Source organism: Pseudomonas sp. GD04091 (genome assembly GCF_029836165.1).
Lineage (GTDB): Bacteria > Pseudomonadota > Gammaproteobacteria > Pseudomonadales > Pseudomonadaceae > Aquipseudomonas.
Genome location: NZ_JAOEBG010000013.1, coordinates 44,663 through 64,535, shown reverse-complemented (window position 1 = coordinate 64,535; position 19,873 = coordinate 44,663). Strand labels below are relative to the sequence as shown.

The following is a 19,873-nucleotide window of genomic DNA, read 5'->3' as shown; positions in this document are numbered from 1 at the left end:
CTTCAACGCATCACGAACGGATCGGGCATGGGCGCGGTGGACAGGTTGATCCACACCGTCTTCAGCTCGGTATAGGCCAGCACCGAATCGATGCCGCTTTCGCGGCCGTAGCCGCTGTTCTTGAAGCCGCCGATCGGGGCCATGGCCGACACGGCGCGGTAGGTGTTGACCCAGATGATCCCCGAGCGCACGTCGCGGGCCAGACGATGGGCGCGGCCCAGGTCGCGGGTCCAGATGCCGGCGGCCAGGCCGAACTGCGAGTCGTTGGCCATCGCCAGGGCTTGTTCCTCGGTCTTGAAGCGGATCACCGCGGCGACCGGGCCGAATACCTCTTCCTGCATGATGGTCATCGAGTTGCTGTCGCATTCGAACAGGGTCGGCTCGTAGAACCAGCCATCGCCCTCGACCTCGGCGCGCTTGCCGCCCAGACGCAGCCGGGCGCCTTCGGCCTGGGCCGCGGCCACCAGACCTTCGACCACGGCCAGTTGCTGGGCGGTGGCCATGGGCCCCATCTCGCTGCTGTCGTCCTGCGGGTTGCCGATGCGGATGCGCTTGGCGCGCGCGATCAGGCGCTCGACGAACTCATCGAAGATCTCGTCCTGCACCAGCAGGCGCGAGCCGGCCACGCAGCTCTGCCCGGAGGCGGCGTAGATGCCGGCCACCGCGCCATTGACGGCGCTGTCCAGGTCGGCGTCGGCGAAGATGATGTTCGGCGACTTGCCGCCCAGTTCCAGCGACAGCCTGGCGAAATTCTCGGCGCTGCTGCGCACCACGTGGCGGGCGGTGGCGGCGCCGCCGGTGAAGGCGATCTTGCGCACCAGCGGGTGACGGGTCAGCGCCGCGCCGGTGCTCGGGCCATAGCCGGTCACCACGTTGACCACGCCGGCCGGGAAGCCGGCTTCCAGGGCCAGGCGAGCCAGTTCGAGGATGGTCGCCGAGGCGTGCTCGGAGGGCTTGAGCACGATGGTGTTGCCAGCGGCCAGGGCCGGGGCCAGCTTGATCGCGGTCAGGTACAGCGGGCTGTTCCACGGAATGATCCCGGCCACCACGCCGATCGGCTCGTGCACGGTGTAGGCGAACAGGTCGGGCTTGTCCAGCGGCAGGGTACCGCCTTCGAGCTTGTCGGCCAGGCCCGCGGTGTAGTGGAAGAACTCCGGCAGGTAGCCGACCTGGCCGCGGGTCTCGCGGATCAGCTTGCCGTTGTCGCGGCTTTCCAGCTGGGCCAGGTGTTCCTTGTGCTCGGTGATCAGGTCGCCCAGGCGGCGCAGCAGCTTGCCCCGGGCGGTGGCGCTGAGGCTGCGCCAGGCCGGGTTTTCGAAGGCGCGCTGGGCGGCCTGCACGGCCAGCTCCACGTCGGCCTCGCCGGCGTCGGGCAGTTGTGCCCAGACCCTGGCGGTGGCCGGGTCGAGGCTGTCGAAGGTCTTGCCACTCTGGGCATCGCGCCACTGGCCGTCGATGCACATCTGGAAACGAACGAGGGTCATGCGACTATCCCCTTGGCGGATTCGGTGAGGGTGCGGGCTTGCCTGAGGAAGTCCAGCAGCATCTTGTTGACTTCGCGCGGCGCTTCCACCGGCATCATGTGCCGCTGCTCGGCGAGCACCACGCTGTGGGCTCCGGGAATGCGCGCGGCGAGCTGGCGGGCCATGGCCGGAGTGGAGCCGGTGTCGAGTTCGCCGGTGGCGATCAGCGTCGGCACCTGGATGCTGCCCAGGTCATCGGCGCGGTACATGTCCTGGGTTGCGAACAGCGAATAGGTGGTGTGGTAGCCCTGCGGGTCGTTGCTCGCCAGCACCTGGCGGATGGCGGCGACCTGCGCCGGGTTGGCGGCCTTGTACTCGCGACTGAACCAGCGCTCGAGGGCGGCGTCGACGTTGGCGTCCGGGCCTTGCGCCAGCGCCTGGGCGGCCCGGGCGATGACCCCGGCGCTCTGCTCCGGGCTGCGGTTGAACACGCTGTTGAGCACTACCAGCGCCGCCAGGCGCTGCGGATAGTGCAGGGCAAAGGCGCGGGCCACCAGGCCACCCATGGAGAAACCGATCACGGTGGCCTGGGCGAGCTGCAGGTGGTCGAGCAGTTCGGCGAGTTGCGCGGCGTAGCCTTCCAGGCCGCTGTCGGCGGCGGGCAGGGCGCTCTGGCCGTGGCCGAGCATGTCGTAGGCGATGACCCGATAGTCGTTGGCCAGGCCGACGAACTGTCCGCCCCACATTTCCTTGTTCAGGCCCACGCCGTGGATCAGCACCACGGGTTGGCCCTGGCCGAGGGCCAGGTAGCTGGTCCCGGCCGGTGTACGTTCAGCGACAGGCTGAATCATGGAGGGCGCTCCTTGAAGGTCGGGCGTGGCGGGTAGGCGCGCCACGCCCCGGCCCGTCTTGGTTGTTGTTATCGAGCGTTGGCCTGTTCGGCGGCCAGTTCTTCCAGGTCGATGTAGCGGTTGCCGATGCGCGGGTGCAGGCGACCGCCGTCGGCGGCGCCCAGCACCACGACGATCTCGTCGGCACGCGGGGCGTCCTCGATCTGCATTTCCAGGGTGATGTAGTGCGAGCGCAGGCCTTCGTCGTCCTTCTGCATCATCGGGATCTGGATCGAGGTGCCCGGGCCGCCGCGCTTGTTGGTGAAGCTCAGGTAGCTCTTGGCCTGCACGGCCTCGCGGTAGTGGTTGCCGAAGCGCAGGGTGTGGATCACCGCCGAGGCGTGCTCGATCTCGCCGTCGGCACCGACCACGGCGGCCTTGCCGTAGGCTTCGATCTTGTCGGCGCCGCCGATGGCGGCGGTCAGGCGCTCGACCATCAGCGCGCCCAGGTCGGAGCAGTTGGCGCGAATTTCCGGCTTCAGGTCCTCGACGAAACCGCGACCGGCCCAGGGATTCTTGATCACCACGGCGAGGCCGACCATGGTCACTGGCTTGTCGCTGGCCTTGCCGCCCTCGATGCGGGTCTCTTCGGAGTAGGTGACGATCTTGCGGATTTCGAAACTCATGGATGGCTCCTGGCAGGGTTATCAAATTTTATTGTCTGATGGTATACCATAATATTTGATGTGCAATAGGGGTTGAAAAATTCTCTGGGTGGTCTGCGTCTGGTCATGCCCCGCGCTAGGGCCCTGAAAAAAAGCCCACTCCAGCGGGCCAGGACGACCCACGGGAGCGGGCCGATCCCGCAATAATTCAGGCAAAGGGAAATCAGGCGAACGCCGGCACCACTTCCTTGATGAACAGTTCCAGCGACTTCTTCTTCTCGGCGTGGGGCAGGCTGTTGTCACACCAGAAGCTGAACTCGTCGACGCCCAGTTCCTCGTAGTACCTGATGCGCGCGATGATTTCTTCCGGCGTGCCGATCATGGTGTTCCGGCGAATGTTCTCCAGCTCGAACGCCGGTACCTCGGCGAATTTCGATTCAGGGCTGGGCGCGAGGAAACCATTGACCGGCGTGGTCTTGTTGCCGAACCAGGCATCGAAGGTGCGGTAGAAGCGCGAGATGGCCTGGGCGCCGACCTTCCAGCCGTCCGGGTCGGCCGGGCTGTGCACGTGGGTGTGGCGCAGCACCATCAGTTGCGGGCGCGGCACGTCGGGATTGTTGTCTACGGCGGCCTGGAACTTGTTCTTCAGGTCCAGCACTTCCTCGTCGCCTTTCATCAACGGGGTGACCATGACATTGCAGCCGTTCTGCACGGCGAAGTTGTGCGAGTCCGGATCGCGCGCGGCGATCCACATCGGCGGCAGGCCTTTCTGCATGGGCTTGGGCACGCTGGTGGAGGTGGGGAACCTGTACACCTCGCCTTCGAAGGCATGGTCGCCTTGCCACAGCTTGCGCACCACCGGCACCATCTCGCGCAGCGCCTTGCCGCCGTCGGTGGCCGGCATGCCGCCGGCCATGCGGTCGAATTCGAACTGGTAGGCGCCGCGGGCCAGGCCCACCTCCATGCGTCCGTTGCTGATCACATCGAGCAGGGCGCATTCGCCGGCCACACGGATCGGATTCCAGAACGGCGCGATGATGGTGCCGGCGCCCAGACGGATGTTCTCGGTGCGCGCGGCGAGGTAGGCCAGCAGCGGCATCGGGCTCGGCGAGATGGTGTATTCCATGGCGTGGTGTTCGCCGATCCACACGGTGCTGAAACCGCCGTCTTCGGCCATCAGGGTCAGTTCGGTCAGGTCTTCGAACAACTGGCGGTGGCTGACCTGTTCATCCCAACGTTCCATGTGCACGAACAGCGAAAATTTCATGGGGCTTTCCTCGGAGCTTGTTGTTGTCGCCTGCCGGGGCAGGTCTCGATGCGGAATGTGTCAGGCGAAGGCGGGCAGGCAGGCCATCTTGCCGCGACAGTAGACCATCGGTCGCGGCGCCTCTTCGGGGACGATCAGGTTGTGTACCTTGCCGACCATGATGGCGTGGTCGCCACCTTCGTATTCTCGCCACAGCTCGCACTCGATGACGGCGGTGGCGCCGGCCAGGATCGGGTTGCCCAGTCCGCTCAAGGTCCAGTCGATACCGGCGGCCTTGTCCTTGCCTTTTTTCGCGAACGCATAGGCTTCGGCCTGTTGCTGGCCGGAGAGCAGGTGGATGGCGAAGCGTTTCTGCCGGATCAGCACAGGGTAGGAGTCGGAACTGTAGTTGGGGCAGAACAGCACCAGCGGCGGGTCCATCGACAGGGAAGAAAAGGCGCTGGCGGTGAGGCCGACGATCGAGCCGTCGTCGTCCAGGGTGGTGATGACCGTGACGCCGGACGGGAAGGAGCCCAGGACGTTCTTGTAGACGGTAGCGTCGATCATGGCGTGATCCTCGGAAAGCTGCGGTGGTCCGCGGTTTTTATCGTTGATGTGTCTGATGGTATACCGTAATACCTGTTTTGCAAGCTGAATTTTCCACTGCCCGGAGAACGCGATGAACGGTTCAGGCCCCGTGTTCATTGGTTCACGCGCGTAATCTGGTGTTCAAGGAGGCGGCGCAGAGCGGAGCAGGTGCGCCGAAAAAACGCGGCTCAGTGTTGTCAAAAGTTTGGAATACCATAATATGGTGCGCAGCTGAGAGGCCGCCTTGAGCGGTTTCCGTACAACGATAAGAAAACGACCTTTCGAGCTGAAAACCTATGTCCCAACCGTCATCGCAACACCAGTTTGTCGAGAATCACACGGTCGATCACGTTCCACCCGCCGAGCGCCATGGGAAGGCGCGCGACCTGTTCACCCTCTGGTTCAGCACCAACATCGCGCCACTGCCCATCGTCACCGGCGCCATGGTCGTGCAGGTGTTCCACCTGGACCTGTTGTGGGGCCTGGTCGCCATCGTGCTGGGTCATCTGCTGGGCGGCGTGGTGATCGCCCTGGTCTCTGCGCAGGGACCGCGGCTGGGCATTGCGCAGATGGTGCAGAGCCGGGGCCAGTTCGGCCGCTACGGCGCGCTGCTGATCGTGTTCTTCACCGCGCTGATCTATGTCGGCTTCTTCATTTCCAACATCGTCCTGGCGGGCAAGTCGATCCACGGTATCGCCCCGAGCGTGCCGATGCCCGGCGCGATCGTCATCGGTGCCCTGAGCGCCACCGCCATCGGCGTGATCGGTTACCGCTTCATTCACATCCTCAACCGCATCGGCACCTGGGTGATGGGTTCGGCGCTGCTGGCCGGTTTCATCATGATGTTCGCCCAGGCGTTGCCGGCCGACTTCTTCAGCCGGGGCGCGTTCAACCTGTCGGGCTTCATCGCCACGGTGTCGTTGGGGATCATCTGGCAGATCAGCTTCTCGCCGTACACCGGCGACTACTCGCGCTACCTGCCCCGTGAAATCGGCATCGCCAGGCCGTTCTGGGCCACCTACTTCGGCGCGACCCTGGGCACCATCCTGTGCTTCAGCTTCGGTGCCGTGGCGGTACTGTGCGTGCCCGAAGGCACCGATGCCATGGTCGCGGTCAGGCAGGCCACCGGCTGGCTGGGGCCGGTCCTGATGGTGCTGTTCCTGCTCAACATCGTCAGCCACAACGCCCTCAACCTGTATGGCGCGGTGCTGTCGATCGTCACCGCGATCCAGACCTTCGCCGCCCGCTGGACGCCGAGCGTCAGGGAGCGCGTGGTGCTGGCCTCGGTGATCCTGGTGACGTGCGTGCTGGTGGCGCTGAACGCCTCGGCGGACTTCATCGGTGAGTTCATCGGCCTGATCCTGGCGCTGCTGCTGGTGCTGGTGCCGTGGGCATCGATCAACCTGGTCGACTTCTACCTGATCAAGAAGGGCGAGTACGACATCGCCTCGATCTTCAGCGCCGATGGCGGCATCTACGGGCGCTTCAACCCGCACGCGATCATCGCCTATGCCTGCGGCACCCTGGTGCAGCTGCCGTTCGCCAACACTTCGCTGTATGTCGGGCCGTACTCGAACCTGGTCGAGGGCGCGGACCTGTCGTGGCTGTTCGGGCTGCTGGTGACGGTGCCGCTGTACTACTGCCTGGCGACTCGCGGCCAGCCGGTCAAGGCCGGGCGAGCGCTGAGTGCGCACGACTGACCGCTGTGCAACCCATCAATCCAGGCAGGCTTGCAACGCCTTGATGAAACTGTCCTCGGCCCGACTCATGCGCTGGTCCCTGTTCCACAGCAGGTGAATGTCGACATCGGCGATCCCCTCCAGCGGCGGCAGCTTCCACAGCAGGCCCGCCGCGACATCCGCCGCCACCACATGCTCGGGCAGGCAACCGATGCCAAACCCGGCGATCACCAGGCGCCGCACTTCCTCGAGGCTCGGCGACGAGGCGACGATGCGCCCGGAGAAACCTTGCTGGTCGCGGAAGATGGTCAGTGGCGAGAGCATGCCGCCGATCTGGTCGCTGGTGAAACTGACGAAATTTTCCCGCTGCAGATCGCCTTCCGGCTGACCGAACAGCGCATGGTGCTTGCCGCAGAAGAACGCATAGCGTTGGCGCAGGAACAGGCGTTGCTCCAGGCGCGGCTGGGGCCGGCGGTTGAGGCTGAGCCCGGCGGTGGCGGTCTTTTCCTGCAGCGCGGCGACGATGTCGGAGCTGCGCATCACGTCGATCTCCAGTTCCACCCGAGGGTGCTGGCGGTGGAAGTCGGCCAGGAACTCATCGAAGCGCTCGCTGACGATGCGGCTGATCATCAACAGGCGCACCTTGCCCACCAACTCGTCCGCGGGTTGCTCCAGCAGCCCGCCGATCTGCGACATCTGCCCATACACCTCGCCGGCCAGCTGGAACAGCTGTTCGCCCACCTCGGTGAGCACGAAGCGCGGCCCTCGGCGGGCGATGAGCTGGCGACCGAGCTGTTCCTCCAGGCGTTTGAGCGCCTGGCTCACGGCGGGCTGAGTGAGATGCAGGCGGGCGGCGGCGCGGCTGATGGACAATTCCTGGCCGATCACGCGGAAGGTGCGCAGCAGGTTCCAGTCGAGGCGGTCGTTGAGCAGGCGGTCGGGCATGGCGGGCTCGATGATAAGCGTGGTTAATAGTTCGAATAATAAATAGAAAATTGAATTATAGGTCGCGGCGATGAATCATCTCCAGCAGTGCAGGCCTCATCGCGGGGCAAGCACGCTCCCACAACGCCTGATGCAGGGGTGGGAGCGGGCTTGCCCCGCGATGAGGTCGCCACCGTGACCCGAAAACTCCTGCCAGAAAAACAAGCAAAGGAGCCACCCCATGAAGCCCGTCGCTTCACCCCAACCGCGCCGTGCCGCCGCCGCGGCGTTCATCGGCACCATGATCGAGTGGTACGACTTCTATATCTACGCCACCGCCGCCGCGCTGGTGTTCGGTGCCCTGTTCTTTCCCTCCGACAACAGCCTGTTCAGCACCATGGCCGCCTTCGGCACCTTCGCCGTGGGCTTTTTTGCCCGGCCATTGGGCGGCATCGTCTTCGGCCATATCGGCGATCGCATCGGGCGCAAGAAATCCCTGGTGATCACCTTGCTGATGATGGGCGTGGTCACCGTGGGGATCGGGCTGTTGCCCACCTACGCACAGATCGGCGCCACCGCCCCGGTGCTGCTGGTCCTGCTGCGGGTGGTCCAGGGCATCGCGGTGGGTGGCGAGTGGGGTGGAGCGGTGCTGATGGCTGGCGAGCACGCGCCCAAGGGGCGGCGCAACTTCTTCGCCTCGTTCGCCCAGTTGGGCAGCCCGGCGGGCCTGATCCTTTCGCTGCTGGCGTTCAGCGCGGTCACCCGTCTGCCGGAAGAGGAGCTGATGAGCTGGGGCTGGCGGGTGCCGTTTCTGGCCAGCGCGCTGCTGCTGCTGGTAGGCCTGGCGATCCGCCTGGGCGTCAATGAATCGCCCGAGTTCCTCGCCAGCCGCGCGCAGGCCGAGAAAACCCGGCGCAAGGAGCAGGCACCGGTGCTGGAAGTGCTGCGTACCGCCTGGCGGCCGCTGTTGCTGTGCATCGGCGCCAATACCCTGGGCATCGCCGGAGTCTATTTCACCAATACCTTCATGATCAGCTACACCACCCAGCAGCTGCACCTGGAGCGTTCGCTGATCCTGGAGTGCCTGTTCTTCGTGGCGGTCATCCAGTTCTGCGTGCAGCCGCTGGCCGCCTGGTTGTCGGAAAAGCTCGGCGCCACGCGCTTCCTGGCGCTGGTGGCGCTGCTGGCGATGGCCTCGCCTTATCCGATGTTCGTCCTGGTGAGCAGTGGCGAAGGTCCGCTGATCGTGCTCGGCATCGCCTTGGCGGCGGCCTGCATGGCGTCGTTCTATGCGGTGATCGCCGGGTATGTCAGCGGCATGTTCGAGACCCGCGTGCGCTACACCGCCATTTCCATGGCTTACCAGGTCTGCGGCGCCATCGCCGGTGGCCTGACGCCACTGATCGGCACCTGGCTGGCCCACAGCTTCACCGGCCAATGGTGGCCGATGGCAGTGTTCTACAGCCTGATCGCTACTGTTTCCCTGGTCTGCGTGCTGGCGCTGGCGCGTCAGTACGCCCGTAGCCAGCAGCTCGAGCTGGCCTGATTCTGGAGTATCCGTAATGTTGAAAAGCAACGGCGAACGCCTGTGGGCGAGCCTGATGGCCATGGCCGAGATCGGCGCCACCGCCCGGGGCGGCAGCTGCCGGCTGGCCCTGAGTGACGAAGACAAGGCCGGACGTGAACTGTTCAGCCACTGGTGCCGCGAAGCCGGATTGAGCTTGAGCGTGGACGGTATCGGCAACCTGTTCGCCCGGCGTGACGGAAGCGATCCGGATGCCGCCCCGGTGATGATGGGCAGCCACCTGGACACCCAGCCCGAGGGCGGTCGTTTCGACGGTGTCTATGGCGTGCTGGCCGGGCTGGAGGTCGTGCGGCGGTTGAACGACCTTGGCATCCGTACCCGCAAGCCGCTGGAGATCGCGGTCTGGACCAACGAGGAGGGCGCGCGCTTCACCCCGGCCATGTTCGGTTCGGCGGTGTTCACCGGCAGCCTGGGACTGGACGAAGCGCTGGCTATCCGCGATGCCGCCGGCATCAGCGTCGCCGACGAACTGGCGCGTACCGGTTTCGCCGGCCAGCGCCCCTTGGGCGGTGCGGTGGATGCCTATTTCGAGGCGCATATCGAGCAGGGCCCGATCCTCGAGGACAACGGCAAAAGCATTGGCGTGGTCCGGGGTGGGCAGGCCATTCGCTGGCTGGATGTGACCGTCGAAGGCATGGCAGCCCATGCCGGTACCACACCGATGAAGTTGCGCCAGGATGCCTTGTACGGGGTGGCGCGGATGGTCCAGGTGGTCGAGCAGCTGGCCGAGGGCTTCGCCCCGGAAGGCCTGACCACGGTCGGCGAGCTGAGCATTGCCAAGTCGTCGCGCAACACCATCCCTGGCCTGGTGCGTTTCACCGTCGACCTGCGTCATCACTGCGACGACGCCATCGAGGCGATGGAGCGTGACCTGCGCCTGCAACTGCAGGCTATCGCGGCCCAGCGCGGCTTGCGCGTGGTGATCGAGCGGCACTGGGTCAGCCCGGCCACACCGTTCGATGGCGAGTGCGTGGCCGCCGTGCAGCAGGCCGTGGATGGTCTGGGCTACAGCCAGCAGGCCATCGTCAGCGGCGCCGGCCACGACGCCATCCTGCTGGCGCGCTACTGCCCGACGGCGATGGTGTTCATTCCCTGCGTCGGCGGCCTGAGTCACAACGAAGCCGAGGACGTGTTGCCCGACGACGCCCGTCAGGGCGCCGACGTACTGCTCAATGCCGTGCTGGCCCGTGCCGGCCGGGTCGCCGAAGGAGAGGCCTGATGCGCTGCTATTTCCACCCCGAACAGTTGCTGCACCATCCGCGCAGCTATTACTCGCGTGGCGCGATGCGCACGCCGCAGGAGGTGCCCGAGCGTGCCCAGCGGCTGCTGCAGGCGGCCAAGGCGCTGGACTTCGATATCCGCCAGCCGCTCGACGCCGGCCTCGAGCCGCTCAAGGCCGTGCATGGCGAAGCCTACCTGGCCTTCCTCGAAGAGGCCCATGCGCGCTGGAAGGAGGTGCCCGAGGATTGGGGCGACGAAGTGATGTCCAACATCTTCGTGCGTGAGCCCAACGCCCTGCGCGGCATCCTCGCCCAGGCCGCGCGCTACCTGGCCGACGGCAGCTGCCCGGTGGGCGAGCACACCTGGCGCTCGGCCTACTGGTCGGCGCAGAGCGCCGTGGCCGGGGCCAAGGCCATTCTCGACGGTGAGCCCGCTGCCTATGCCCTGTGCCGACCGCCGGGGCACCATGCGCGTCACGACGCCGCCGGTGGCTTCTGCTACCTCAACAATGCCGCCGTTGCCGCCCAGGTGCTGCGCGGCCGATATGGCCGGGTGGCGATCCTCGACACCGACATGCACCACGGGCAGGGGATCCAGGAGATCTTCTATGACCGTGACGATGTGCTGTACGTCTCGGTGCATGGCGATCCGACCAATTTCTATCCCGGCGTGGCCGGCTTCGCGGACGAGCGGGGCCGTGGCGCGGGGGAGGGCTGCAATCTCAATCTGCCGATGGCCCATGGCGCCAGCGAGGCAGACTTCATGGCGCAGCTGGAGATCGCGCTGGACGCGGTGAAGGCATTCGGCGCCGAGGTGCTGGTGTTGTCGCTGGGCTTCGATATCTACGAGCTGGATCCACAGAGCAAGGTGGCGGTGACGACCGATGGGTTTGCGCGGTTGGGAGAGCGAATTCGGGCCCTGCGCTTACCCTGCCTGATCGTGCAGGAAGGGGGTTATCACCTGGAAAGCCTGGAGGCGAATGCACGGGCATTCTTCTGCGAAAAGCGCGACTGGCGGTAGGCTCGTTGCGGGGCAAGCCCGCTCCCACGGTTGCAACTTACCTGGGTGAGTGGGGGTGCCCCGCGATTGCGTGTCACACCCCACCCCGACGCACATGCTTGACCAGCACTTTCTCCAGCAACTCCCACATCGCCGGATCGGTGCTGAACGCCACGTTGAAGCGCATCCACCCGGTGGCCTGGGCATCGACCATGAACAGTTGCCCGGGCCCGAGCATGATCCCTTGCTCCAGCGCGTCGTCGAGCAGCGCCGCGCTGTCCGGAATAGCCGGATGGCGGGTCCAGATGTACATCCCCTCGTCCGATTCGATGAACAGTTCGAAGCCCAGCCGGTGCAGGTGCCGGCCGACTTCCTGGTGCGCCTCGGCCAGGCGCTGGCGCAGGCGCTTGAGGTGCTTGCGCCAGCGGCCGTCGATGATCGCGGCGTACACCACCCGCTCCATCACCTGCGAGGTGGTCAGGCCCGAGCGCATCTTCAGGTGCAGCAGCTGCTGGGTGAGTGCGGGGTTGGCCAGCAGGTAGCCGACCCGCACGTTGGGCGAGATGCTCTTCGAATAGCTGCCCACGTACACCACCTGCTGCAAGTGGTCGAGGCTGGCCAGGCACGGTAGCGGGTCGGCGATCATGTCGGCGTAGAGGTTGTTCTCCACCAGACGGAAGCCGTGCTGGCTGGCCAACTGCAGCAAGCGATGCAGCTGCGCCAGCGGCGTGCGCGAGCAGGTCGGGCTGTGCAGGTGCGGCTGGGTGAAGAACGCGGTGGGGCGGTGATGCGCCAGCAGGCGTTCGAGCTGGTCGAGGTCGTAGCCGGCCGGGGTACGTGGCACGCCCACCAGGGTGGCGCCCTGGGTGCGCAGGATGCTCATCAGGTTGGGGTAGCCCGGATCGTCCACCAGCACCACGTCGCCGGGACGCACCAGGGTACGCACGGCCAGGTCGAGGGCCTGGCTGGCGCCGTGGGTGAGCATCAGTTGCGCCGGGTTGGCGACGATCGACAGTTCCTGCTGCAGGTTCTGCGCGGTCAGTGTGCGCAGTTCCGCAAGCCCCAGGGGATCACCGTAGCCGGACAGCTCCAGCGGGCTGCCGGCCACCTGGCGCAGGCCGCGACGTAGCCCTTCTTCATACATCCAGTCGTTGGGCAGCCAGCCGCAGCCGGGTTTGAACGGCAGCTGGCGGATCTCGAAGATCTGCTGCAGGTACCACTCGGAATTGAAGGTCGGCCGGTGGCTGTCGGTTTCGACGTTGTTCGCCTCCAGCAACTCGTTCGCCGCACGATTGACGAAGAACCCCGCATTGCCCTTGCTTACCAGCAGTCCCTGGGCCACCAGCCGGTCATAGGCCTCGACCACGGTGAAGGTACTCACCGAATAGGTGGCGGCAAAGGCCCGGATCGAGGGAACCTTCGCCCCGGGCTTGAGCGTCTGGTTGTCGATCAATGCGCGCAGCCCGTCGATGATCTGGTTGACCAGCGGGGTGGAGGAGTCCGGATGTAGCTGGAGCATTCGGGTGCCTTCAGGTGTGCGGGGAGCCAGGCGCCTGCGGGGTATCGCGGGTGTACTGCATCGGCGGCCTGTACAGTGCAGTGCGGATTTCATGCCACTGTGCATGGCTCAAAGTGTTCGACATTTTTACATTACGTGTCAGATATAGCCAACACAGCACGTACCAGCGTCATGAATAATCACAACATCGCTGCTTTACCGTCGAGGTCCGCCTCGCACCTTCTTTTCGCGTGGTCGGACACCCATCGTCCGTCCCCCGCATGGTTCAGTTCGTCCAGAGGGTCGCCTCTGGCCGCGTAAGCAGGCCGCCACGGATGGCCTGCGTGCGCTCCGGCGCACCTCCCTGCCCGCATTAGCGCTGATGTACAGGTGAGACCGATAACCATCGGGGTTTCACAGTTTTTCCTTGGATAAAAAGAAGCACGGGGTACATAACTGATGGACGCAACATCCACATCCACCACCGCGAAGGACGGGCACGAGAGCAAGCTCAGTGCCTCGCTCAAGTCGCGCCACCTGACGATGATGTCCATCGCCGGGGTCATCGGCGGCGCGCTGTTCGTCGGATCCGGCAGTGTCATCCACAGCGCCGGCCCGGCCGCCGTCCTGGCGTACCTGGCCGGCGGCATCCTGGTGGTGCTGATCATGCGCATGCTCGGCGAGATGGCGACGTCCTCGCCGGACACCGGCTCGTTCTCCACCTACGCCGATCGCGCCATCGGCCGTTGGGCCGGTTTCACCATCGGCTGGCTGTACTGGTGGTACTGGGTGATCCTCATGGCCTGGGAGGCCTATGTGGCGGGCAAGATCCTGCACGGCTTCTTCCCCGACGTGAGCGTCAACGTGTTCGTGCTGGCCACGACCCTGCTGCTGATCACCGTCAACTTCTTCAACGTCAAGCACTATGGCGAGTTCGAGTTCTGGTTCGCGTTGATCAAGGTGGTGGCGATCGTCTGCTTCCTGGTGGTATGCACCGCCGCGGTGATGAACATCTGGCAGTTCGGTGAAGTGCGTGGCATCAGCCACCTGACCTCCGAGGGCTTCATGCCCAACGGCATCACCACGGTGATCGGAGCGCTGCTGGGGGTGATGTTTGCCTTCCTCGGCGCCGAGATCGTCACCATCGCCGCCTCCGAGGCGAAGGATCCGGCCACCCAGATCGTCAAGGCGACCAACTCGGTGGTCTGGCGGGTGTGCCTGTTCTACGTCGGCTCGATCTTCCTGATCGTCTGCCTGGTGCCGTGGAACGACCCACAGCTGGGCGTATCCGGCTATGGCGCCTACCGTCGCACCTTGGAGCTGCTGGGCGTGCCATACGCCGAGCTGCTGATGAACTTCGTGGTGCTGACCTCGGTGAGCAGTTGCCTGATCTCCGGCCACTACACCGCCTCGCGCATGTTGTTCTCGCTGGCCCAGCGTGGCGACGCGCCACGTCTGTTCAAGTTCACCCGCACTGGCACCGGCGTGCCGGTGAATGCCATCGTCGGCTCGTGCCTGGTGGCGGTGTTCTGCGCGCTGATCAACTTCAGCGAGACCCTGCGACCGAAGGACGTGCTGGAAACCCTGATGAACACCACCGGCATGATCGCCCTGCTGGTTTACCTGGTGATCGCCTTCTCGCAGCTGCGCATGCGCCGCAAGCTGATCGCCGAGGGCAGGGAAGTGCGCCTGAAGATGTGGCTGTTCCCCTGGCTGACCTACCTGGTGATCGTGTTCATCGTGGCGGCGCTGGTGACCATGGCGTTCATGCCTGACTACCAGATCCTGGTGATCTCCACCGGCATCGCCGCGGCCATCGTGGTGGCGATGGGCGTGGTGCATCAACTGCGTACCGCCAAGCGTCACTGAACGCGATAGCGCTGCATGAAGCGGCCGGGGCCTTGCGGGGTCCCGGCCGTTTTCGTTGCCCTCACAAGCGCAATACGGTCCTTGTGGGAGCGGGTTCACCCGCGAAGCGGACACCGCGATTCGAGTCGGGCCCCAGGCAAGACCGGCTCATGGGCCCAGAGGCCCACCAGCCCCGAAGCGAATCGCCTGCCCACCCTGCACGTGCACGCGCTGCCCGGCGCTGTCGAGTTCGGCGTTGCCGGACAGCAGACGAGCCTGGGTCTGTCCGGCGAGCCGCACCAGCGACAGGCGCGCGTCATGGGTGGCCAGGGTGCCGTGCTCGGTAACCAGCAGGAAAGGGCGGGGGTCGTCCTTCGCCACTTCGACCCAAAGGCCGCCTTCGAGCAGGGTCACCCGGCGTTGCTGCGCGTCGTATTCCACGTCCACCGCCGTGCTGGCCTGCAACACCAGCAGGCTGCCATCGTTCAGCGGGCGGGACAGCTCCTGTTGGGCACTGGTCCGCAGGTCGGCCAGTTCGAAGCGCTGGTTCATCCACGGGAAGCCGAGCAGAGCGGAGGCGGCGATCAGGGCGAGCAGTATCAGGGCGAGGGTTGTCTTCATGGTGGTCGTCCTTATCTGGGCCGACCTGCAGCATAGCGCCTGGATGCCCAACAACGTCAGGCAGCGAGGACACCACTTGGCTTATGCTGGGCGCACCTGTCCTACAAGGAGTCTGCCCCATGGCCTGGTCCGCCACCCAGTATTCACTCTTCGAAGACGAACGCACCCGCGCCGTGCGCGACCTGCTTGCCGCCGTGCCGCCGCGGCCCGTGCGGCACGCCACCGACCTGGGCTGTGGCCCGGGCAACTCCACCGAAGTGCTGTTGCAGCGCCATCCCGATGCCCAGGTCACGGCCCTGGACAGCGACCCTGACATGGTCGACAAGGCTCGCCAGCGTCCGCGCCTGAGCATTCCCCGGGTGCGCTGCGAGATCGGCGATATCGCCGGCTGGACCGCTCAGGAGCCCCAGGACCTGATCCTCGCCAATGCCTCGCTGCAATGGGTGCCGGACCACGGCAGTCTCTACCCGCACCTGGTACGGCAACTGAGCGAAGGCGCGAGCCTGGCCGTGCAGACCCCGGACAACCTCGACGAACCGGCCCACCGGCAACTGCGCGAGATCGCCAGCCGTGGTCCATGGGCGGCTAAGTTCGCCGATTTCAGCCTGCCGCCCCGGCACAACGCGGCCTTCTACTACGACCTGCTCAGCCCGCTGTGCGCCCGGGTGGACGTGTGGCGCACCACCTACCATCACCCGCTGCCAGGCGGGGCCGAAGCCGTGGTGGAGTGGTTCAAGGGCTCGGCATTGCGCCCTTATCTGGCGCGCCTGGACATGCAGGAGCAGGCTGATTTCCTGCAGCTGTACCTGCAGGCCATGCAGCACGATTATCCGCCGGCCACCGATGGCAAGGTGCTGCTGCCATTCCCGCGCTTATTCGTGGTGGCGACGCGCTAGGCGCCAGAGCACATAGCCGTAGACGCCGAGGTTGAGCAGCAGCACGACGGCGGCGAGCCACAGCTGGATCTGCGCCGTCAGCCCGGCGGGGTAGATCAGCGGCCAGATGTAGTGCTCGACGAAACCGCCGTGGTAGCCGGCCTGGCCGGCGGCGCTGCGCATCCGGTTTTCCCAGTCGGTCAGCGGGCACTCCAGGTGCAGTCCTTCCACGGCCAGCCCCCAGGCCAGGGCGGGCAGGTGGATGAACAGCGCGCGGCGCCATTTGAGCACCAGCAGGCCACCAAACAGCACCAGCAGGATGAAGGACAGGTGCAAAAGGACCAGAGAATCGGCTGCCAGGCGGTAGAGCATGATCGGGGCCTTGGAAAGGGGCGTCGGCGGTGACGGATCGATTCTGCTGCCGTGGGTCGCCGGTAGCCAGATCTTCTTGCAGAAGGATGAAATTTTAGTTAGCCCGCTAATCAGCGCTTGGACATTCACTGCCTAGGCAGTAATATTTGCACACAATTGCTCGAGCAGCTCCCGAATGTCCCATTTCACGCCGGAAAATTTTCAGACCTGCACCATCGGCATGCTGCTCGGTCGCGCCGCGTTGCTGAAGGACCGCATCCTCGACTGGCACCTGGAGGCCGATGGCGTCACCGCCGCCCAGTTCAAGGTGCTGATCATCGTCACCCAGTACCAGGTCGACACGCCGGCCGAGCTGTGCCGCTACCTCGGCCTGGACAGCGGTTCGATGACGCGCATGCTCGACCGCCTCGAGCAGAAGGGGCTGATCCTGCGCAACCGCTGCCCCGATGACCGCCGCCAGGTGCGCCTGGCCCTTACCGCCGACGGCCAGCGCCTGGCCGACCGGTTGCCCGAGGTGGGCGCGGCGGCGATGAACGAGTTGGTCGGGGTGCTGCAGCCTGAAGAGCTCAAGGTGCTCGAAAACTTGCTCGCCAAAGTCCTGCTCAGCGCTGGCGACCCTATGACGATCCGCCGCTTCGGCGATCGTTGATCCCTGTCACGTATTCTCCAAGGTATTGTCATGGCCACTCCCGCTGACACCTCCACCCCAGCACCCGCGCCGGACAACACGCGCAAGCGCAAGGTCTGGCTGCTCGCCCTGTTGCTGATCCTGCTGCTCGCGGGGGCCGGCGCCTGGGCCTGGTACAGCCTGGTCGGACGCTGGCACGAAAGCACCGACGACGCCTATGTGAACGGCAACGTGGTGGCGATCACCCCATTGGTGACCGGTACCGTGACCAGCATCGGCGCCGACGATGGCGACCTGGTACATGCGGGGCAGGTGCTGCTGCAGTTCGATCCGGCCGACAGCGAGGTCGCCCTGCAGGCGGCCGAGGCCAAGCTGGCGCGCACCGTGCGCCAGGTGCGCGGACTGTACAGCAACGTCGATTCGCTCAAGGCGCAGCTGCAGACCCGCCAGGCCGAGCTGCAGAAGGCCCAGCAGGACTACAACCGGCGCAAGGTGCTGGCCGACAGCGGCGCCATCGCCGCCGAGGAAGTCTCCCACTCCCGCGACGACCTGACCGTGGCCCAGGCCGCCGTCAACAGCGCGCGCCAGCAGCTCAACACCAGCACCGCGCTGGTCGATGACACCGTGGTCTCGTCCCACCCCGAGGTCATGGCCGCCGCCGCCGAGTTGCGCCAGGCTTATCTCGATCACGCCCGCACGACCCTGGTGGCGCCCGTCACCGGCTACGTGGCCAAGCGCACCGTGCAGCTGGGCCAGCGTCTGCAACCGGGCACTTCGACCATGGCGGTGATCCCGCTGGACGAGGTATGGATCGACGCCAACTTCAAGGAAACCCAGCTGCGCGACATGCGCATCGGCCAGCCGGTGGAGATCACCGCCGATCTGTATGGCGGCGAAGTGAAGTACAACGGCACCGTCGACAGCCTCGGCGCCGGCACCGGCAGCGCCTTCGCCCTGTTGCCGGCACAGAACGCCACCGGCAACTGGATCAAGATCGTCCAGCGCGTGCCGGTGCGGATCCACCTCAACCCCGAGCAGCTGAAGGACCACCCGCTGCGCATCGGCCTGTCCACCGTCGCCGAAGTCGACCTGCACGACCAGAGCGGTCCGGCCCTGGCCCAGCAACCGCCGCAACAAGCCAGCTACACCACCCAGGTGTATGACCGCCAGCTGGTCGAAGCCGACGACCTGATTGCCCGGCTGATCCACGACAACAGCGCCACCGGCAAGACGGCCCAGCGATGAGCCAGCAGGCCCCTGCGCAGTTCACCCCGCCGAGCCTGCTGCTGACCACCATCGGCCTGTCGCTGGCGACCTTCATGCAGGTGCTCGACACCACCATCGCCAACGTGGCGCTGCCGACCATTTCCGGCAACCTCGGGGTGAGCTCGGAGCAGGGCACCTGGGTGATCACCTCGTTCGCGGTGAGCAATGCCATCGCGCTGCCGTTGACCGGCTGGCTGAGCCGGCGCTTCGGCGAGGTGAAGCTGTTCATCTGGGCCACGTTGCTGTTCGTGCTGGCCTCGTTCCTGTGCGGTGTCGCCCAGTCGATGCCTGAGCTGGTGCTGTTCCGCGTGCTCCAGGGCGTGGTGGCCGGTCCGCTGTACCCGATGACCCAGACCCTGCTGATCGCCGTGTACCCGCCGGCGAAACGGGGGATGGCCCTGGCGCTGCTGGCGATGGTCACGGTGGTGGCGCCCATCGCAGGGCCGATCCTCGGCGGCTGGATCACCGACAGCTACAGCTGGCCGTGGATCTTCTTCATCAACGTGCCGATCGGCCTGTTCGCCGCTGCCGTGGTGCGCCAGCAGATGCGCGCCCGGCCGGTGGTCACCAGCCGCCAGCCGATGGACTACATCGGCCTGCTGACCCTGATCGTCGGTGTCGGCGCGCTGCAGGTGGTGCTGGACAAGGGCAACGACCTGGACTGGTTCGAGTCGTCGTTCATCGTGGTCGGCACGCTGATCTCGGTGGTGTTCCTGGCGATCTTCATCATCTGGGAGCTGACCGACCGTCATCCGGTGGTCAACCTGCGCTTGTTCGTGCACCGCAACTTCCGCATCGGCACCCTGGTGCTGGTGGGCGGCTACGCGGGCTTCTTCGGCATCAACCTGATCCTGCCGCAGTGGCTGCAGACGCAGATGGGCTACACCGCGACCTGGGCGGGCCTGGCGGTGGCGCCGATCGGCCTGTTGCCGGTGCTCATGTCGCCCTTCGTCGGCAAGTACGCACACCGCTTCGACCTGCGCCTGCTGGCCGGTATCGCCTTCCTGGCGATCGGCACCAGCTGCTACATGCGCGTCGGCTTCACCAACGAGGTGGACTTCCTGCACATCGCCCTGGTGCAGTTGTTCATGGGCATTGGCGTGGCGCTGTTCTTCATGCCGACGTTGAGCATCCTGCTGTCGGACCTGCCGCCCAGCCAGATCGCCGACGGTTCGGGGCTGGCGACGTTCCTGCGCACCCTGGGCGGCAGTTTCGCCGCGTCGCTGACCACCTGGATCTGGATCCGCCGCGCCGACCAGCATCATGCTTACCTGAGCGAGCACATCAGCGCCTTCGACCCGGCCACCCGGCAGACCCTCGAACAGCTCGGCGGTACCAACCAGCAGAGCTACGCCAAGCTGGAGCAGATCCTCAACAGCCAGGCGTACATGATGTCGACGGTGGACTACTTCACCTTGCTGACCTGGGTGTTCGCCGGGTTGATCCTGCTGGTCTGGCTGGCCAAGCCTCCGTTCACGGCCAAGGCCGCACCGGCCTCGGCAGGGCATTGATCACGCTGATGCTTTTCCCCTAACCTTGTAGGCCTTTTCCCGACTACTTGGCAG

The 19,873-nt window shown here is 65.7% G+C and carries 18 protein-coding genes; 9 read left to right on the top strand and 9 right to left on the bottom strand.

Annotated elements, in window-relative coordinates:
• Positions 1-2: 2 nt before the first annotated feature.
• The 5 genes from N7422_RS16615 to N7422_RS16595 form a co-directional block, all read right to left on the bottom strand.
• Entirely contained in the window at positions 3-1,484 is a 1,482-nt protein-coding gene (locus tag N7422_RS16615; RefSeq protein ID WP_279807546.1) for an aldehyde dehydrogenase, read from the bottom strand.
• A complete protein-coding gene (locus tag N7422_RS16610; RefSeq protein WP_279807545.1) occupies positions 1,481-2,314 on the bottom strand; it encodes an alpha/beta fold hydrolase in 834 nt (277 codons plus the stop codon). Before N7422_RS16610 ends, N7422_RS16615 begins: the two co-directional genes overlap by 4 nt.
• 68 nt (positions 2,315-2,382) lie before the next feature.
• A complete protein-coding gene (locus N7422_RS16605) occupies positions 2,383-2,979 on the bottom strand; it encodes an amino acid synthesis family protein (RefSeq protein ID WP_279807544.1) in 597 nt (198 codons plus the stop codon).
• Between the two features lie 202 nt (positions 2,980-3,181).
• Entirely contained in the window at positions 3,182-4,225 is a 1,044-nt protein-coding gene (locus N7422_RS16600) for an LLM class flavin-dependent oxidoreductase (protein ID WP_279807543.1), read from the bottom strand.
• A 60-nt stretch (positions 4,226-4,285) separates the two neighbouring features.
• The gene (locus N7422_RS16595; protein WP_279807542.1) at positions 4,286-4,771 is read right to left on the bottom strand and encodes a flavin reductase family protein; all 486 of its coding nucleotides are present in this window, start codon (positions 4,769-4,771) and stop codon (positions 4,286-4,288) included.
• A 317-nt stretch (positions 4,772-5,088) separates the two neighbouring features.
• Here N7422_RS16595 and N7422_RS16590 point away from each other — a divergent pair, with 317 nt between their 5' ends.
• Positions 5,089-6,492 carry a cytosine permease gene (locus N7422_RS16590; RefSeq protein ID WP_279807541.1) on the top strand — a complete coding sequence of 468 codons (1,404 nt, stop codon included), beginning with the start codon at positions 5,089-5,091 and terminating at the stop codon, positions 6,490-6,492.
• Positions 6,493-6,507: 15 nt separating this feature from the next.
• Here the strand turns inward: N7422_RS16590 and N7422_RS16585 are convergent, their stop codons facing one another.
• On the bottom strand, positions 6,508-7,416 hold the full coding sequence (locus N7422_RS16585) for a LysR family transcriptional regulator (protein ID WP_279807539.1): 909 nt from the start codon (positions 7,414-7,416) through the stop codon (positions 6,508-6,510).
• A gap of 220 nt (positions 7,417-7,636) precedes the next feature.
• Here N7422_RS16585 and N7422_RS16580 point away from each other — a divergent pair, with 220 nt between their 5' ends.
• Genes N7422_RS16580 through N7422_RS16570 form a run of 3 tightly spaced genes read left to right on the top strand, consistent with a single transcriptional unit; the run spans position 7,637 to position 11,221 of the window.
• Positions 7,637-8,941, top strand: coding sequence for an MFS transporter (locus tag N7422_RS16580; RefSeq protein ID WP_279807538.1), 1,305 nt, complete (start codon positions 7,637-7,639; stop codon positions 8,939-8,941).
• Positions 8,942-8,957: 16 nt separating this feature from the next.
• Complete coding sequence (locus N7422_RS16575) at positions 8,958-10,199, top strand: Zn-dependent hydrolase (RefSeq protein ID WP_279807537.1); 1,242 nt, start codon at positions 8,958-8,960, stop codon at positions 10,197-10,199.
• Positions 10,199-11,221 carry a histone deacetylase family protein gene (locus tag N7422_RS16570; RefSeq protein ID WP_279807536.1) on the top strand — a complete coding sequence of 341 codons (1,023 nt, stop codon included), beginning with the start codon at positions 10,199-10,201 and terminating at the stop codon, positions 11,219-11,221. The genes N7422_RS16575 and N7422_RS16570 overlap by 1 nt, the downstream gene beginning before the upstream one ends.
• A gap of 73 nt (positions 11,222-11,294) precedes the next feature.
• Here N7422_RS16570 and N7422_RS16565 read toward each other — a convergent pair whose 3' ends face one another.
• A complete protein-coding gene (locus N7422_RS16565; RefSeq protein ID WP_279807535.1) occupies positions 11,295-12,719 on the bottom strand; it encodes a PLP-dependent aminotransferase family protein in 1,425 nt (474 codons plus the stop codon).
• A 438-nt stretch (positions 12,720-13,157) separates the two neighbouring features.
• Here N7422_RS16565 and N7422_RS16560 point away from each other — a divergent pair, with 438 nt between their 5' ends.
• Entirely contained in the window at positions 13,158-14,567 is a 1,410-nt protein-coding gene (locus tag N7422_RS16560) for an amino acid permease (RefSeq protein WP_279807534.1), read from the top strand.
• 147 nt (positions 14,568-14,714) lie between these two features.
• Here N7422_RS16560 and N7422_RS16555 read toward each other — a convergent pair whose 3' ends face one another.
• Positions 14,715-15,167 carry a FecR domain-containing protein gene (locus tag N7422_RS16555; RefSeq protein ID WP_279807533.1) on the bottom strand — a complete coding sequence of 151 codons (453 nt, stop codon included), beginning with the start codon at positions 15,165-15,167 and terminating at the stop codon, positions 14,715-14,717.
• A 119-nt stretch (positions 15,168-15,286) separates the two neighbouring features.
• Here N7422_RS16555 and tam point away from each other — a divergent pair, with 119 nt between their 5' ends.
• On the top strand, positions 15,287-16,063 hold the full coding sequence (gene tam / locus N7422_RS16550) for a trans-aconitate 2-methyltransferase (protein ID WP_279807532.1): 777 nt from the start codon (positions 15,287-15,289) through the stop codon (positions 16,061-16,063).
• Here tam and N7422_RS16545 read toward each other — a convergent pair.
• On the bottom strand, positions 16,040-16,414 hold the full coding sequence (locus tag N7422_RS16545) for a DUF2784 domain-containing protein (protein WP_279807531.1): 375 nt from the start codon (positions 16,412-16,414) through the stop codon (positions 16,040-16,042). The two genes, tam and N7422_RS16545, sit on opposite strands and share 24 nt — an antisense overlap.
• A gap of 175 nt (positions 16,415-16,589) precedes the next feature.
• On the opposite strand from N7422_RS16545, the gene N7422_RS16540 reads away from it, so the two are divergent.
• From N7422_RS16540 to N7422_RS16530, 3 genes are read left to right on the top strand one after another with little or no spacing between them, the layout of a single operon-like run.
• Positions 16,590-17,063, top strand: coding sequence for a MarR family transcriptional regulator (locus N7422_RS16540; RefSeq protein WP_279807530.1), 474 nt, complete (start codon positions 16,590-16,592; stop codon positions 17,061-17,063).
• 30 nt (positions 17,064-17,093) lie between these two features.
• Positions 17,094-18,287, top strand: coding sequence for an HlyD family efflux transporter periplasmic adaptor subunit (locus N7422_RS16535; protein ID WP_279807529.1), 1,194 nt, complete (start codon positions 17,094-17,096; stop codon positions 18,285-18,287).
• Positions 18,284-19,819, top strand: a complete 1,536-nt coding sequence (locus N7422_RS16530) for a DHA2 family efflux MFS transporter permease subunit (RefSeq protein WP_279807528.1) — start codon at positions 18,284-18,286, stop codon at positions 19,817-19,819. The genes N7422_RS16535 and N7422_RS16530 overlap by 4 nt, the downstream gene beginning before the upstream one ends.
• The last annotated feature ends 54 nt before the right edge of the window (positions 19,820-19,873 follow it).